Annotated in this window: 13 protein-coding genes and 1 tRNA gene; 6 read left to right on the top strand and 8 right to left on the bottom strand. The window is 61.2% G+C overall.

Going from position 1 to position 15467, the window contains the following annotated elements; genetic code table 11:
- Positions 1-5: 5 nt before the first annotated feature.
- From V2B23_RS26665 to V2B23_RS26645, 5 genes are all read right to left on the bottom strand, one after another.
- A complete protein-coding gene (locus V2B23_RS26665; protein WP_430953057.1) occupies positions 6-377 on the bottom strand; it encodes a limonene-1,2-epoxide hydrolase family protein in 372 nt (123 codons plus the stop codon).
- A complete protein-coding gene (locus V2B23_RS26660) occupies positions 374-1519 on the bottom strand; it encodes a 3'(2'),5'-bisphosphate nucleotidase CysQ (RefSeq protein ID WP_430953056.1) in 1146 nt (381 codons plus the stop codon). The genes V2B23_RS26665 and V2B23_RS26660 overlap by 4 nt, the downstream gene beginning before the upstream one ends.
- Entirely contained in the window at positions 1516-3360 is a 1845-nt protein-coding gene (gene cysC, locus V2B23_RS26655; RefSeq protein ID WP_430953055.1) for an adenylyl-sulfate kinase, read from the bottom strand. The genes V2B23_RS26660 and cysC overlap by 4 nt, the downstream gene beginning before the upstream one ends.
- A complete protein-coding gene (gene cysD, locus V2B23_RS26650) occupies positions 3360-4286 on the bottom strand; it encodes a sulfate adenylyltransferase subunit CysD (protein ID WP_430953054.1) in 927 nt (308 codons plus the stop codon). The genes cysC and cysD overlap by 1 nt, the downstream gene beginning before the upstream one ends.
- Before the next feature lie 93 nt (positions 4287-4379).
- A complete protein-coding gene (locus V2B23_RS26645) occupies positions 4380-5303 on the bottom strand; it encodes a helix-turn-helix domain-containing protein (RefSeq protein WP_430953053.1) in 924 nt (307 codons plus the stop codon).
- A gap of 115 nt (positions 5304-5418) precedes the next feature.
- Between V2B23_RS26645 and V2B23_RS26640 the strand changes: the two genes are divergently transcribed.
- From V2B23_RS26640 to V2B23_RS26625, 4 genes are all read left to right on the top strand, one after another.
- Positions 5419-6585, top strand: a complete 1167-nt coding sequence (locus V2B23_RS26640; RefSeq protein WP_430953052.1) for a hypothetical protein — start codon at positions 5419-5421, stop codon at positions 6583-6585.
- Positions 6586-6588: 3 nt separating this feature from the next.
- A complete protein-coding gene (locus V2B23_RS26635) occupies positions 6589-7371 on the top strand; it encodes an SDR family oxidoreductase (protein WP_430953051.1) in 783 nt (260 codons plus the stop codon).
- Between the two features lie 7 nt (positions 7372-7378).
- Positions 7379-8518 carry a sulfotransferase family protein gene (locus V2B23_RS26630; RefSeq protein WP_430953050.1) on the top strand — a complete coding sequence of 380 codons (1140 nt, stop codon included), beginning with the start codon at positions 7379-7381 and terminating at the stop codon, positions 8516-8518.
- Between the two features lie 107 nt (positions 8519-8625).
- Positions 8626-10002 carry an alpha/beta hydrolase domain-containing protein gene (locus V2B23_RS26625; protein ID WP_430953049.1) on the top strand — a complete coding sequence of 459 codons (1377 nt, stop codon included), beginning with the start codon at positions 8626-8628 and terminating at the stop codon, positions 10000-10002.
- Positions 10003-10005: 3 nt separating this feature from the next.
- On the opposite strand, the gene V2B23_RS26620 is transcribed toward V2B23_RS26625, so the two are convergent.
- A complete protein-coding gene (locus tag V2B23_RS26620; protein ID WP_430953048.1) occupies positions 10006-10845 on the bottom strand; it encodes an alpha/beta fold hydrolase in 840 nt (279 codons plus the stop codon).
- A gap of 573 nt (positions 10846-11418) precedes the next feature.
- Positions 11419-11489, bottom strand: a tRNA-Cys gene (locus tag V2B23_RS26615).
- Positions 11490-11757: 268 nt separating this feature from the next.
- On the opposite strand from V2B23_RS26615, the gene V2B23_RS26610 reads away from it, so the two are divergent.
- Positions 11758-13020: a hypothetical protein gene (locus V2B23_RS26610; RefSeq protein ID WP_430953047.1), complete on the top strand. Its 1263-nt coding sequence runs from the start codon at positions 11758-11760 to the stop codon at positions 13018-13020.
- Positions 13021-13116: 96 nt separating this feature from the next.
- Positions 13117-14325: a multidrug effflux MFS transporter gene (locus V2B23_RS26605; protein ID WP_430953085.1), complete on the top strand. Its 1209-nt coding sequence runs from the start codon at positions 13117-13119 to the stop codon at positions 14323-14325.
- Here V2B23_RS26605 and mraY read toward each other — a convergent pair.
- Complete coding sequence (mraY, locus tag V2B23_RS26600) at positions 14322-15398, bottom strand: phospho-N-acetylmuramoyl-pentapeptide-transferase (RefSeq protein ID WP_430953046.1); 1077 nt, start codon at positions 15396-15398, stop codon at positions 14322-14324. The genes V2B23_RS26605 and mraY overlap by 4 nt on opposite strands.
- Positions 15399-15467: the final 69 nt, after the last annotated feature.

The raw sequence follows: 15467 nt of genomic DNA, 5'->3' as shown, positions 1-15467 counted from the left end.
GACAATCAGCCCTGGCCGGCTGCCGCGGTGATCGGCGCCATGTCGAAGTAGTCGCGCCAGGCGCTGATCTTCCCGTCACGGACTTCGAACACACCCATCACCGGCAGTGCGACCTCTGCGCCGTTGATGCTGAAGACGTCGACGCGCTCGTTCATGACTACGTCGCCGGTGGCAATCTGACGCTTGGTCTGAAAGTCGATGTTGCCGAAGGCGCCGACAAATTGTTCGATGAAGGCTCGGACGGCGTCACGCCCGACCACGGGTTCCATCGGAATGTTGTGGTAGACGATGTCATCGGTGAAGTAGTCGACTATCTTCGCGATGTCCGCGTCGGCCCATTCCTTGCAGAATTCGGTGACCAAAGTGTCGGGTGTCATTGTGCGTCATCCTTTTTCGGGTGGGGTTCGATGATTGCCATGATGCTTTCGATTTCACCGGCCGGTATCGCGAAGTATTCGGTAACGAATACCGTGACGGCCGGCGCTTGGCCCGCAGTTCCGAGGTCCAGCAGATACCGCGCTACGACGCTCTCGCCCCACTCACGCAGCGCAAGTTCACGTATGGCGACAATTCCGCGGTACTGCTGCCCCTGTTCGAGTTCGCTGCTGATGAAAGCCCCGCTGTCACCGGTTCGTTGGCCGTTCTCCACGCGCCACGCGTCGGCAGCAAAGCGAACCTTCGTTGCGTCGTGAGTGAGCAACGCGTTCACGTACTCGCGCGCCATGGCGACGCGTCCGCTGACGGCAGACTCCGTGGAGTGCTTGGCTATTGCACCCAGAATCGACTCGGCCAGCTCTGGTCGGCAGATCACCAGGTCGGGCAGGTATGGATGAGATTCGTTGTACAACAACGGCGAACCGTCGATGCGACTGCAGTGCAGGCCCGCGCCCTGGGCTACGCCGACGGGAGCAGCCGAATCCCATTCCCACTGCCCACCGGCATGGAGGTACGCGTCGACGTCGCCGCGCACGACGGCCATTGCCTTGGCTCCGGCGGAGCCCATGTGCACAACCTCTGCGTCGAGCTCGGCCGCCACCGCATCGGTGAACGCGGGCGGGCGCGAGCCGCTGACAACAATACGAAGTGGCTGGTTGGCCGGTGCGTCCGACACTGCGTCGTTGCTCGAGTACACCAGCCCGAGCGCTGGTTGCGACACCGCCGCCGCAGTGATGCCGTGTCCCCGTTCCCAGAGCGCGACGTGCACAGCCCAATCGGAGCGAGCGGGCATCCCGTATTCCTTGGATCCGTCGAGCGGGTCGATGATCCACACCCTCGAGGCTTCGAGCCTGGTGCGATCGTCGGCGGATTCTTCGGACAGGACTGCGTCGCCGGGACGGGCATCAGCAAGTTGGTCGAGGATGTAGACGTCAGCAGCTTTGTCACCGCGTCGGCCCAATTCCCTGCCGTCGCCGGCGCCGAGACCTTCCGCTCGAATACCGAGAAGGATCTCTCCGGCGGCTTCTGCCAACTGCGTCGCCAACTCGGCGTCGGCAGTTCGGCTGTGCGTAGGTTCGCTCACCTGGCCAACACTTCCATAATTCGCTGTGCCAGTTCGGCAGGCGTTCCGTCTTCGGGTCGAATTACCAGTTCGGCGTGTTCAGGGACCTCGTAGGGATCGTCGACGCCGGTGAAGCCGGTAATCTCCCCCGCCCGCGCTTTTGCGTACATGCCTTTGGGATCCCGGGCCTCGCACTGCTCGATCGGAGTATCGACATACACCTCGACAAAGCGCAGTCCCGCGGCTTCGTGAGCAGCGCGGACGCGGTCCCGATCCTCGCGGTACGGGCTGATCAGGCAGGCCACTGCGACTGCGCCGGAATCGGCGAACAACTGCGCCACCGATCCCACCCGCCTCACGTTCTCGGCGCGGTCCTCGGCGCTGAACCCCAGATCGGCATTGAGTCCATGTCGAAGGTTGTCCCCGTCCAGTCGGTAGGCGGGGGTACCTGCCGCAACCAATCTGCGTTCGAGTTCCACTGCGATCGTGGATTTCCCGGATGCCGAGAGGCCGGTGAGCCACACGGTGGCGCCTGCGGTCGCGCGCTCTTCCCGGGAGACTTCGGAACTGTGCCAGACGACGTGTGAATCCTTGAGCGTCGGGCCGTTGATCATTCCCGCTGCGACGGTATTTCCGGTGGTCTCGTCCACGAGGATGAAGCTGCCGGTGACACGATTACGACGGTAAGGGTCGAACATCAACGGCTGCTGCGTTTTGATCGAGATACGCCCAATTTCGTTGAGGGACAGCGCCTCCGCTTTCTCGTCCCGGTGCAGTGTATTGACATCGAGACGGTAGTCGAGGCGCACAATCTGTGCCTTGGTGGAACGAGTGGTGTGCAGCAACGAGTACCGGTTGTTCTCCGACAGTGTGGATTGGTCGGTGAGCCAACAGATCATTGCGTCGATCTCCTGACCTACCTGTGGCCGGTTGTTGATCCGACACAGTTGATCTCCGCGGCTGACGTCGAGGTGCTCGCTCAGTTCGATGCAGACGGCGGATGGGGCGAAAGCTTCGTCAATCACTGTTCCGCCCGGTCCGTGAACAGCCTTGACCGTCGAAGTGAAACCTGAAGGGAGAACTACTACTTCGTCGCCCGGTTTGAAGACTCCACTTGCTACTGTGCCGGCGTATCCACGGAAGTCGTGAAGATCTGCGTCGGTCTGTTGCTGCGGACGGATGACGTACTGCACCGGGAATCGCGCATCGATGAGATTGCGATCCGATGCGATGTGCACCTGCTCGAGATGGTGCAGCAGTGACGGACCGTCGTACCAGGACATGTTCTCGGTGCGCGCAACGATGTTGTCCCCCAACAGCGCTGATACGGGAATGAAGGACAGATCGTGCACATCAAGCTTGATCGCGAACTGCCGGAACTCTTCCTTGATCTCCTCGAACCGATCCTGCGACCACCCCACCAGGTCCATCTTGTTCACGCACAGCACGAGGTGCGGAATTCCCAAGAGAGTCGACAGAAACGCATGCCGACGCGTTTGCTCGAGCACACCTTTGCGCGCGTCGACCAAGATAAGGGCAAGGTCGGCCGTCGACGCACCGGTGACCATATTGCGGGTGTACTGCTCATGCCCGGGTGTGTCCGCGATGATGAACTTGCGATGCGGAGTGGCAAAATATCGGTGTGCCACATCGATAGTGATGCCTTGCTCACGCTCGGCGCGCAAGCCGTCGGTGAGCAGTGCGAGGTTGGCGTACTCGTCACCGCGTTCACGACTACTGCGCTCAACTGCTTCGAGTTGATCTTCGAAGATCGATTTGGAGTCGTAGAGCAATCGGCCGATGAGCGTCGACTTTCCGTCGTCTACGCTGCCCGCCGTCGCGACTCGGAGGAGTTGCGGCATCAGAAGTACCCCTCTTTCTTTCGATCTTCCATGCCTGCTTCGGAAATCCGGTCATCTGCCCTGGTTGCTCCGCGCTCCGTAATACGGCTCGCCGCAACCTCTTCCACTACGGCGGACGGTGTTTCGGCCGAGGATTCGACGCACCCGGTACACGTTGCGTCGCCGACCGTCCGGAAGCGCACCAACGCCTCGTACGATTCTTCACCGGCACGGAGCTCGAGGAAACGGGTGCGTGCCAACAACATTCCGTCGCGCGGAACTACTTCACGCCGATGGGCGTAGTAGATGCCGGGAAGGTCGATCTGCTCGCTCTCGATGTACTGCCAGATGTCGAGTTCAGTCCAGTTCGAGAGCGGGAAGATCCGAATATGTTCACCCTTACGGTGTTTGCCGTTGTACAGGTTCCACAGTTCCGGGCGCTGCATCTTGGGATCCCATTGGCCGAATTCGTCCCGGAAACTGAAGACTCGTTCTTTTGCTCGCGCCTTTTCTTCGTCCCGGCGAGCTCCCCCGAATACGGCGTCGAACTTTCCGTCCCGAATTCCGCGGAGCAGTGCGTGAGTTTGCAGGCGGTTACGACTCGCCCCGACGCCGGTCTCCTCGCTGACCCGGCCTGCATCGATGTCGTCCTGCACGCTGGCGATCACCATGCGCAAGCCGAACCGCTCCACGGTTCGATCACGAAACTCGATCACTTCGTCGAAGTTGTGCCCGGTATCGACATGCATGACGGCAAACGGCAACGGCGCCGGCCAGAAGGCCTTGGCCGCGACATGGAGCATCACCACGGAATCCTTGCCACCGGAGAACAGAAGCACCGGCTTTTCGAAAGTTGCGGCAACTTCCCGGAAGACATGGACTGCCTCGGCCTCGAGCGCCCGCAGATGGGACAGCTCGTAGGCGGGCGGGGTCTGGAGTGCTGGCATCGCTTCAGCTCCTACTCGGCGCCGGTACATTTTTGTACCGGACTGGTTCGAGAACGAACGCCTTCACAGAATAGAACTTGTTCTATCTAGCGGTCAATGACTGCGAACCGGAGCTCGTCCGCCCACCTCCGCAGTCACGGCATCGGCCGCAGCCACCAACGCCGTGGCGCGACGTTCGATCTCGGAACGGGTAATCGAACCCCCCACATAGAGCGTCAGCACCAACGCCTGATGGCCTTCGGCGTCGTAAGTGGGAGCCGCGATCAACGAAACAGGATGCTCGTCGTCCGAGCTGATATCTCGCCCGAGATAGACGCGCTCCCCCAGACTCGACACCATTTCGCCTAACAATTCCCGCACCTCGGACGGAAGATCATGTGTCACAACACCTGCCATCAACGTATGCAGGCGCTGACCGATCGGATCGAGACTCTCGACGAGATACCCAGCATCACGACAGTCGCGCACCACAGTCCACAACCGGTCCCGATCGAGGCGCACCGGCAGACTCGGTTCCCGCGTCAACCAACTCTCGAGATCATGATCGCTTCCCCACAGCACGTACATCAACCCGACCGGCGGAGCGAACGGATACACCTGACCGACCTTTGCGGCTTTCCGTATACCTTCCGGCCCCGTCACTTCGAGAACACTGATCCGGTCGCCGACCACCGCCGACGCCGTGCAGGTCGTATCGAATTCGGCGCTCAGTTTCTCCAGCTGAGCCCGGGCAATGGGGCCGACGGCAAATCCGCGTTGCGCCGCCCGGCCCGCCGCAATCAGCGCCGGCCCCAGCCCGTAGGTCTTCACGGCGTCGTCGCGCGTCAGATACCCACGATCCGCCAACACCGTCAGGATTCCCAGCGCGGTGGGCTTACTGATCTCGAGCGTCCTGGCAAGTTCGGACAACCCGAAACGCTGGTCTGGACGCGCCACCAGGTAGTCGAGAACCTGCACGACGCGTTCGGTGGGCGGTGACTGACGCCCCGCCGAATGCGGCTTCTCGAATTCAGGCATTGACCACTCCCTAGAACGCGTTCTATTGTCAGAATACCAAGATCTACCCCATAGGTACATATTTGTACCACGACGCTCTGGGCCGGCGAGGCTGCCGGAACTGTGAGGAGCCAGCGTGCTGACCGACCCGTTTGCCCAGGCCATCGCCGAGGCCGAAAAACTCATCGAGACGGCCCCGCACATCAGATCCGAACAAGACCTGCTCGAGGGCTACCAGTACCTGGCAGGCGGAATCATCGCGACGATGCACGCAGCCTGGGCTGCCGAGAAAACCCACCCCAGTTTTATCCAGGGAACCGGGCCATTCACAAAAATGGGGCTCGACAATCCCGACACCATGTACTTCGGCGCCCGCATCAACGACGATCAGGAATACAAGGTCACGGGAAAGCGCGGCACCACAGCCGATCTCAGTTTCCAGGTCCTGAGCGGAAATTACACCAACTCGAATGTGCCCGGCAGCGAGATCGCGTTCGACGACCGTGAACTCGAAATCGCAGATGACGGCACTTTTGTCGTGTGGTTCGGCCCCGGACCGGCCGACGGCCGCGCAAATTACTACACACTTGCACCGGGATCGTCACAGCTCGTCGCGCGAGAGGTGTACAGCGATTGGAGCCAGGAACGCGGAGTCATTCGCATCGAGCGGACCGATTCGATCGGCACGGCGCCCGCGCCGCTCACTGCCGAGGAGACCGAGAAGCGTTTCGCGCGGGCCGGGAAAGCACTGGTCACCCGGGTCAAGACGTGGCTTCAGTTCCCGGAGTGGTTCTACCTGAAGCTCCCGGTCAACACGATGACCGAACCTCGCCTGACCCCGGGTGGCCTCGCCACGCAGTATTCCTCGGTGGGGCATTACGAACTCAACGACGATCAGGCCATGATCATCACCGTTCCCGCTTCGGATGCGCCCTACCAGGGCTTCCAACTCGGTAGCCTGTGGTACATCTCGCTCGACTACATCAATCACCAAACGTCACTCAACAACAGCCAGGCTCAGGTGGACCCGGACGGCATGATCCGAATGGTGGTGAGCGAGAAGAATCCTGGCATCACCAACTGGATCGAAACTGTCGGCCACCCGCGCGGGATCCTGCAATTCCGCTGGCAGCGGGTCTCGCGCGAACTGACGCCCGAGGACGGTCCCACCGTCGAAATCGTTACCGTTGAGGACATTCCGAAACACCTGCCACATTTCGACACCAACGCCATCACTACCGACGAATGGGCAGAGCGAATCGCTCAGCGCCAGTCCGCCATCGACAATCGAATGCTGGGGTAACCGATGACCGAATTACTGAAAGACCGAGTAGTTGTCATTTCCGGAGTCGGCCCCGCGCTGGGCCGTGCACTGGCACTGCGCTGCGCATCGGCGGGCGCGAATCTTGTTCTCGCAGCGCGCACGCAGTCACGATTGGACGACGTTGCCAAGGAGATAGTCGACGCGGGTGGACGCGCTGTCACCGTTGCCACCGACATCACCGATCAGGCGTCCGCCGAAAACCTGGTGGCCGAATCCCTCTCCGCCTACGGCAAAGTCGACACGCTGATCAACAACGCCTTTTCCGTACCGTCGATGAAGCCGTTGGCGCGCACCGACTATCAGCACATCCGCGACAGCATCGAACTCACCGTTCTCGGTGCACTTCGACTGACGCAACTCTTCACAACGCCGCTGGCCGAGTCGAAAGGCTCGGTAGTGAACATCAACTCGATGGTTCTGCGACACTCTCAAGAGCGGTACGGCAGCTACAAGATGGCAAAGTCGGCTTTGCTTGCGATGTCTCAATCCTTGGCCACCGAACTCGGCCCACAGGGAATCCGCGTCAATTCGATTGCACCCGGATATATCTGGGGTGACACCCTCAAAGGTTACTTCGCCCATCAAGCCGAGAAGTTCGGTATGACCGTGGAGCAGATCTACGAGCACACTGCGGCCAACACCGACTTGAAGCGCCTCCCCACCACCGACGAAGTTGCCGACGCGGCAATTTTCCTCGCATCGCCGATGGCCAGCGCCATCACCGGTCAATGTATCGACGTCAACTGCGGCGAATTCCATCACTAGGAGCATCATGGCTGAGCGCACACACGTCGGAACCGTCGAAGATCTTCATGCATCCGCAACCAAGATGACGGGGCTCACCGATTTTGGCGTCGACGATTACACCGAAGCCCTGTCAGTTCTCCTCGAGTCGTACGACCGTGACGAGGACCTGACTCCGTTCGGTAGCAAAATCTCTCGCGTTTTCCTCCGCGGTGCACTTGTTGCCCGCCTCCTCAGTGAATCTGCGTGGAAGCAGCATCCGGAGCATTCCGAGGTCAAGATCGAACGACCGATTTTTGTCACCGGGCTGCCCCGCACCGGAACCACGGCACTGCACCGACTCTTGACGGTCGACCCCGCACATCAGGGTCTCGAAATGTGGCTGACGGAGTTCCCGCAGCCTCGTCCGCCACGCGATACGTGGGCATCGAACCCGGTGTTCGCCAAGATCGAGGAGACGTTCGGCCAACACCACGTCGAACACCCCGAGTTCATGGGTGTGCACTACATGTCCGCCAGCGAAGTCGAAGAATGCTGGCAACTGCTCCGGCAGACTTTCAAGTCGGTCTCGTACGAGTGCCTGGCCAACCTGCCCACATACTCGAATTGGCTCAAGGGTCAGGAATGGTCCAATGCCTATGCGCGGCATAAGAAGAACTTGCAGCTGATCGGTCTCCCGGATCAGGATCGCCGGTGGGTGCTCAAGAATCCCAGTCACCTGTTTGCACTCGACGAACTGATGGCGGTGTACCCGGACGCACTGATCGTCCAGACCCACCGCTCCCCCACGACCATCATTCCGTCGGTATGCAGCCTCGCCGCGCAAGCCACCGAGGGCTGGTCGAATACGTTCACCGACAAGGTGATCGGCGAGAGTCAACTCGAACTGTGGGCTAGAGGGCTCGAACAATTCGACGCGGCACGGGCCCACCACAACCCCGCCCAATTCATCGACGTCGACTACCAGGATTTTGTTGCCGATCCACTCGCCACCGTAGAGAACATCTACACCCATTTCGACCTTCCGCTCACCTCCACCGCACAACAGTCGATGGAGGCAATGCATGACGAAAGCCGTTCCGGTGCACGCAAACCGGCACACAAGTACACCCTGGAGGAGTTCGGCCTGAGTGCCGAGCAAGTTGAGGAGCGATTCGGGGCGCGCTGACGCGTCCCGCTCATCGGGAAAAGTCTCGGTGACGGGCCCTCCACTGTGTGATCATCCGCGAGAACCGAACTCGTCGGTTGTAGCCGAAACCGGAGGGCCCGCTCGCGATGACTCTGCATCTCAACCGATCCGCACTTATTTCCGGACCGATCGACGGCGGATCCCACGGGTTCCCAGGTACGTCGACATCGTTGGATATCGCGGCGGCAGGGTACGTCGAGCGTGAGTTTTTCGTCAGCGGCGACGCAGCGTCGTACGTCGCCGCAGAAGACTGGGCGTTTGATGGCCAGTGGTCGGTAAAGGAAGGACCCAGCGCACCGTTTACCACCCGGATCCTTGTACGCACACCTGCCGACCCCAGCCGGTTCAACGGAACCGTGGTTGTCGAATGGCTCAATGTCAGTGGCAACACCGATATCGATGTCGACTTCGGACACATGCACGAGGAGATCACGAGAGGGTATGCGTGGGTCGGAGTCTCCGCACAGGCTGCCGGAATCACCAGCACCGGAGGCAGCGGCCTCGGCGACGGAGTCGTGGGCCTTCTCGCCTGGGATCCCGAGCGATACAGCGCACTTGATCACCCAGGTGATCGGTACTCCTACGACATCTTTTCTCAGGTAGGCACTGCCTTGCGCACGCCCGGCGATGTCGATCCGCTTGGCGGCCTGGTTCCGACACAACTGCTCGCTACCGGGCAGTCACAGTCAGGTTTCCGCATGCTGACCTACGTCAACGCCGTTCATCCTCACGCACGAGTGTTCGACGGCATGATCATTCACGCCCGCGGCGGCATCGGGGCCCCACTCGGCGACGGCATGATGCTCATGGATCCGGCGCCTGCCCGCGTGCGCACCGATCTCGATGTGCCCGTATTTCAGTTGATCACCGAGACCGAACTTTTCGAACTGTGCGGCGGACCAGGCCCCACCAGTTTCGTTGCGGCCCGTCAGCCCGATACCGACATGATCCGCACGTGGGAAATCGCCGGCACCGCCCACTCCGACGCCTACTCTCTGAAAATCCTTCATCCACAGTATGTTCGGCAGTTCTCCGACATCAGGGATCTGGCAGCACTGTTCCCGATCGTCAACGACGGACCACAGCGCTACGTCGCGAAGGCCGCCCTGCGCGGGCTGCGTCAATGGGCCGCAGGGGGCGCTGCCCCCACCTCGGCACCCTTCATCGACATTGCCGACAATGCGGTGGTGCGGGACCACCACGGCAACGCGACCGGCGGTGTGCGCACTCCTCAACTCGATGCCCCGATTGCCACATTGACGGGCGAACTGACCCACGTGCCTCATAACGGCGCAACCGTCGCCTTCGACGCCGCGACACTCGCTGAGCTCTACCCGAGCCACGACGCGTACGTCACCGCCTTCACCGACGCCACTCAGCGCGGCGTCGACAACGGTTTCCTGCTCCCCGAGGACGCTGCGATTCTGATCGCCGACGCTCAGGGTTCCGACGTCGGCCGTTAGCGGTCACTTCTGCAGGTGCTCGGCGAGCAACCGGTCCAGTTGTTCCGGAACCTCGTCGGGTATCCAGTGGCTCACGCCGCGAAGAATTTCGAATCGATACGGGCCGTCCACGAATCGCGCCGTGAGCTCGGCTCCCTTCCTTCCGAGCACAACGTCTCCGTCGCTCCAGATGTACAGGGTTGGCACGTTGATGCGCCCGGAACCCGTACTCGGACTATTCAAGGCCAACGCACGGTACCAATTCAGGCCTCCGCGTAGTCGTCCAGGCAAGGCAATCGCGTCCCGATCACGCCGGGCACAATCTGGGCTCTGCCCGGTCTTGACCAGGACTGCGCCAGCGGTTCGATTCAGTACCCATTCCGGAAGCATCGGCAGCTGGAAGGCAAGCATGTACCAAGAGCGCAGGGCTTGACTGCTGGTCAGCAGCGCTCGGACAAACGCTGCGGGATGCGGAACCGACAACGCCGTCAAGGTGCGGATCAAGTCCGGGCGCTCCGCCGCGACCTGCCAAGCCACCGCAGCTCCCCAGTCGTGGCCGACCAGGTGCACCGGTGCGATTCCCGCTACGTCGATCAGTGCGATGGTGTCGGCGGCAAGCTCGCTTCGGCGATACGCACTCCGAGCTCTCGGCCGGGCATCCGGCGAATATCCACGCTGATCCGGCGCGAGCGTCCGATAGCCCCGAGCATGGAGCAACGGCACCAGCCGATCCCAGGACGTCGAATCCTGCGGAAAGCCGTGAAGTAGGACAACTACCGGTCCGTCGAGTGGGCCTTCGTCACGGACGTCAAACGACAAACCAGAGCGTGTGTACCTTCGCAATCTCGGCACCGGGCGCGTCATAACACGACTTTAAGTGCAATTCGTTGCATTTGTGACCCAGTCCACCGTCCACAGAAGCGTGCCGTTAGGTATCTTGCTTGCAGCGGTACTGGACCACAGTTCCCACAAACGTAAGGAATTACGACATGCAGTCTGTTGAAGACGTATTGCCCGAAGGCGTCACCCTCGATGACATCACCAAGGTTTTCAAGCTCGGTGCCGCTGCCATCGCCTTCTTCACCGCGGTGTCCGCCTTCAGCTGATCACCACGCTTCACAAAAAACTGGCCGGCCTTCGGGGAGTCCGGCCAGTTTTTGTATGTTGACCCAGATTTCATTCTTCCGAAAGCGGCAAACCGCCCAAAAAGCCGTCAGGCTTGCTAACTTTCTCCTGCACGGCACAACGCCGAGCACTTCAACACTCGGAGGACATTCGTGGGTTCCATCAGCACGCTCAGCACAGTCATCGACGTCCTTGCAGCGATCCAGAAGGCCTTGAAGCTTATTCCGGTGAACAGCTGATCGTTGCAGACACTCGCCAGATGGTCGGCGAGAAACAAGCGGGGCCGATTTTGTCGGCCCCGCTTGTCGTTTGAGCGGATGGCGGGATTCGAACCCACGTGAACGGCTTTGCAGGCCGGTGCCTAGCCACTCGGCCACACCCGCGTCATGAAGTAACTCTGCCCTCGATGTCACTACCGCGCCACAGTTTTGATCAGCGTGATTCGGGCTACGCCCCTGTGTGCCTATCCGGTAGCGGGCACTACCAGAAAGGCGCTCGGGGGGCGAAGCCCCTTGTTAGCTGGGTTACGGACCGCAAAAGGTGGGGTAACCACTTGGGAAATACCGACTGTGCCGTACCAAATCCGGCATGGTTCACTCGAGGCTGGAGTGACGCAAGTTACGCCAGCTCCCGAGACGAAAGGCTGCATCGATGCCCCGAGCACGACTTACGGCCGCGACTGCACTGGCCGCAACTGCACTGGCCACATTGACAGGTCTCGTTGCGATCGTCGTTGCACCACCGATCGCCTCGGCCGAGAGCACCAACGGCACCGGCATGGCTTATTCGGATCGGACCTTCCAGCCATTCACCGCGTCGAACGGTCTTTCTTCGAAGTACCACGTGTACGCCGCGGGTGTCCCGCAGGACCATGCTGCTGGACTGGTGTTGCAGTTCCACGGCGACGGGGCGTACGAATTCGCGAACCCCACCTCGTCGTACAGTCTCGGCGGCCCGGCAGGCATCGTGGCACAAGCCCGTTCACGGGGCTACATCACCGTCCCGGTGCGCACTCCGGACACTGCCGGGGAAATTACGTGGTGGGAAAGCGGGAGCGCAAACGCAGACTTTGTCGCGAATCTGCTCGACACTCTCGAAGCGGGCTACAACATCGACACCGAGGACATCTGGCTCGTGGGCTACAGCGGGGGCTCCCAGTTCATCACTCAGTTCTTCCTACCGAAGTACTCGAGCAAGATCGACGGCGGCGGCACTGTGGTCTTCGGCGGCGGCGGCGTGCCACGCGTCTCGGCGCAACCCTTCGCCGACGGTCTGGTCGCCGACCTCCCCATGCATTGGTACACCGGGGGCGCCGACAACGGCACTAACGTCAGCGACGGCTACAACGCTCTGCTTGACGCCCAGAAAGGGTCGGCTTGGTATTCGGCACAAGGCTTTACGACGGATCTGGAGTCTCCCGTCGGCCTCGGCCACAACCTTTCCGGCACATTCGGCACGGTACTTGCGCGTCACCTGGACGATCACGTCCCGAACAATCAAGTTCCCACAACCACGGTCGCCGCTACTCCCGAGCCGACTGCGACCCAACCGACGACGACTACAACAACCACGGCGACTACAACAACGGCCGCAACAACAACCCCGCCCCCGATCACCACAACAACGGTGCCGGTCACAACAACAACAACGCCACCACCGGCGGTGTGGAACTACACGCTGACTCCGACCAGGATCGGCGCAAATCTGGTTGTCACCATTCCCGCCGGGACCAGTCGAACGACGTTCCGGGTCACAGCCACCCAAGGCCCGTTCTACGTGTACAACTACACAACCCGGTCCGGTCTGCGAACACTGAGCATCGTCTCGAGCCTCACCCCCGACACGACGTACAACTACACCCTGGAAGCCGATGACGCGATCGTCGGGTCCGGGTCGTTCCGAACACTTCCCTGACCATCGGGAACAAATCGGACCGTTCTGTTGCTGACTTGCTTCGTGACTGCCGAGAAGACCGCAACCGCTCCGCCCGTCGAAGCTACTGCGCTGCCCGTGAAATCCACTGCTTCGGCAACCGTCGAACGCAAGCCGAGCATCGGAAAGATCCTTGCTCTCGGATCCATGACGGCTCTCGGCCCCTTCACCATCGACATGTATTTGCCGGCATTGCCGGATATCGCCGACGAACTCGGCACCTCGTCGTCGACGGTTCAGCTCACGATCACGGGAACGTTGATCGGCTTGGCCCTCGGGCAGTTGCTCGTCGGCCCGCTCTCGGACACGCTCGGCCGTAAGAAGCCCCTGCTCGCCGGCATCGGCGTGCACATCGTCGCGTCGTTGCTGGCCGTGTTTGCGCCCACGATCGCTGTTCTCGGCATCCTGCGGGTGTTCCAGGGCATGGGCGCGGCCGCTGCCGCCGTGGTCACGATGGCAATCGTGCGCGACCTGTACAGCGGCAACACCGTCGCCGTCGTCATGAGTCGGCTGATGCTTGTTCTCGGCGTTGCACCGATTCTGGCCCCCAGCATCGGTGGCGCACTGCTGGTCGCGCTCGATTGGCGCGGGATCTTTGTCGTCCTTGCACTGATCGGTGTCGGCACGGCCATGGTCGGTGCGTTCGGGATTCCGGAGACTCTGCCCCGCGAGAAGCGGCGCCCCAGCGGCGTGCGATCGGTACTTCAGATGTACGGATCGCTGCTTCGTGATCGCACCTTCATGGTCCTGACGTTGGTCTCCAGCGTCGGTATGGCGTCGTTGTTCGCGTACGTTTCCGGTGCGTCGTTTGTCTATCAGGACCAGTACGGCCTCAATCAGCAGGAGTTTGCACTGCTGTTCAGCGCCGGAGCCATTGCGCTGATCGGCGCGTCACAGGTCAACGTCCGTCTGCTGGATCGCTGGACGCCCCAGCAGATCACCCGGTCGGCGCTCGTCACTGCAGTTGCCACTGGAGTCCTGGTCATCGTGGTTGCAGCGCTCGACCTTGGCGGCCTGATCGGATTTGTGATCGCGTTGTGGGTCATGCTCAGCGCGGTGGGATTTGTTCTACCGAACGCCCCGGCACTGGCACTCTCCCGTCACGGGGAAGCAGCAGGAACAGCTGCCGCGATGCTGGGCGCGTTCCAGTTCGGCGTGGGCGCTGCCATCGCTCCGGCTGTCGGGCTGCTCGGAAATACCAGCACAGCTCTCGCCGTCACGATGACGGCATGTGTTTCCGTGGGATTGGTCGCTCTGGTGGCGACACACCGCACAGCGAAGGCTTAACCGGCGGCCGCAAACCATTCGCTGTAGAAGGTCGCCAGTCCGATCACGCAGGAAATGGCCACGAAGATCCAGAAGCGAGCGATCACCACCGTCTCGGGCCAACCGAGTAATTCGAAGTGATGATGTATCGGGGCCATCTTGAATACGCGTCGGCCGGACGATCGGAACACCAGCACCTGGATGATCACCGACAGAATCTCGGCAACGAACAGGGCGCCGATGATGACCATCAGAAGTTCGGTGTGTGTGGTGACCGAAAGACCGACAACCAATCCGCCGAGTGCCAACGAACCGGTGTCGCCCATGAAGATCTGCGCCGGCGCCGCGTTCCACCACAAGAAGCCGAGGCACGCGCCACCCGCCGCTGCGGCAACTATCGCAAGGTCGAGTGGGTCGCGAACGTCGTAACACCCGGCAACGGGATCGAGGACGCAGGAGTTCCGGTACTGCCATCCCGCGATGACAACGTAGGTGCCCAGGATCATGCCCATCGACCCGGCTGCGAGTCCGTCGAGACCGTCGGTGAAATTGACGGCGTTGGACCACGCGAAGACAAGCACGCAGAAGAAGATCAGGAACCCGATGGTTCCCATCGAGAACACCGAGATATCCCGAACGTGCGAGAGGTACTGGCTGCCGGGCGTTACGCCCCTGCTGTTGGAGAACTGCAGAAACAGCACACCGAAAATGATGGCGCTCGCCAACTGTCCGACGGTCTTCGCTGTCTTGTTCAATCCGAGGTTGCGTTTCTTGCGGATCTTGATGAAGTCGTCGAGGAAGCCGACGACGCCCAACGATGTTGCCAGCGCCAGCACCAACCATCCCGACGCGGACAATCTGGGCAGACGCGAACCGAAACCGATGGCATGTGCAGCCAGGTACCCGGCCCACATACCCGCGATGATCGCGATGCCGCCCATGGACGGCGTACCGCGCTTGCCCTGGTGGCTCTGCGGACCGTCGATGCGGATCTCATGCCCGAGCCCCTGTTTGGACAACACCCGGATGAGGAAGGGCGTCAAGAACAGAGCGACGAACAACGAGACGCCACCCGCGACGAGGATTGAAATCACTCGGAGGACTCTACAGATGTGACGGCCCGCGACACATAATCAGACAAGGCGCTCCGGCTCTGGCGGGCA

This window comes from Rhodococcus sp. 24CO (assembly GCF_050586165.1).
Taxonomy (GTDB): Bacteria; Actinomycetota; Actinomycetes; order Mycobacteriales; family Mycobacteriaceae; genus Rhodococcus_F.
This window is presented reverse-complemented; position numbering and strand designations above follow the sequence as displayed.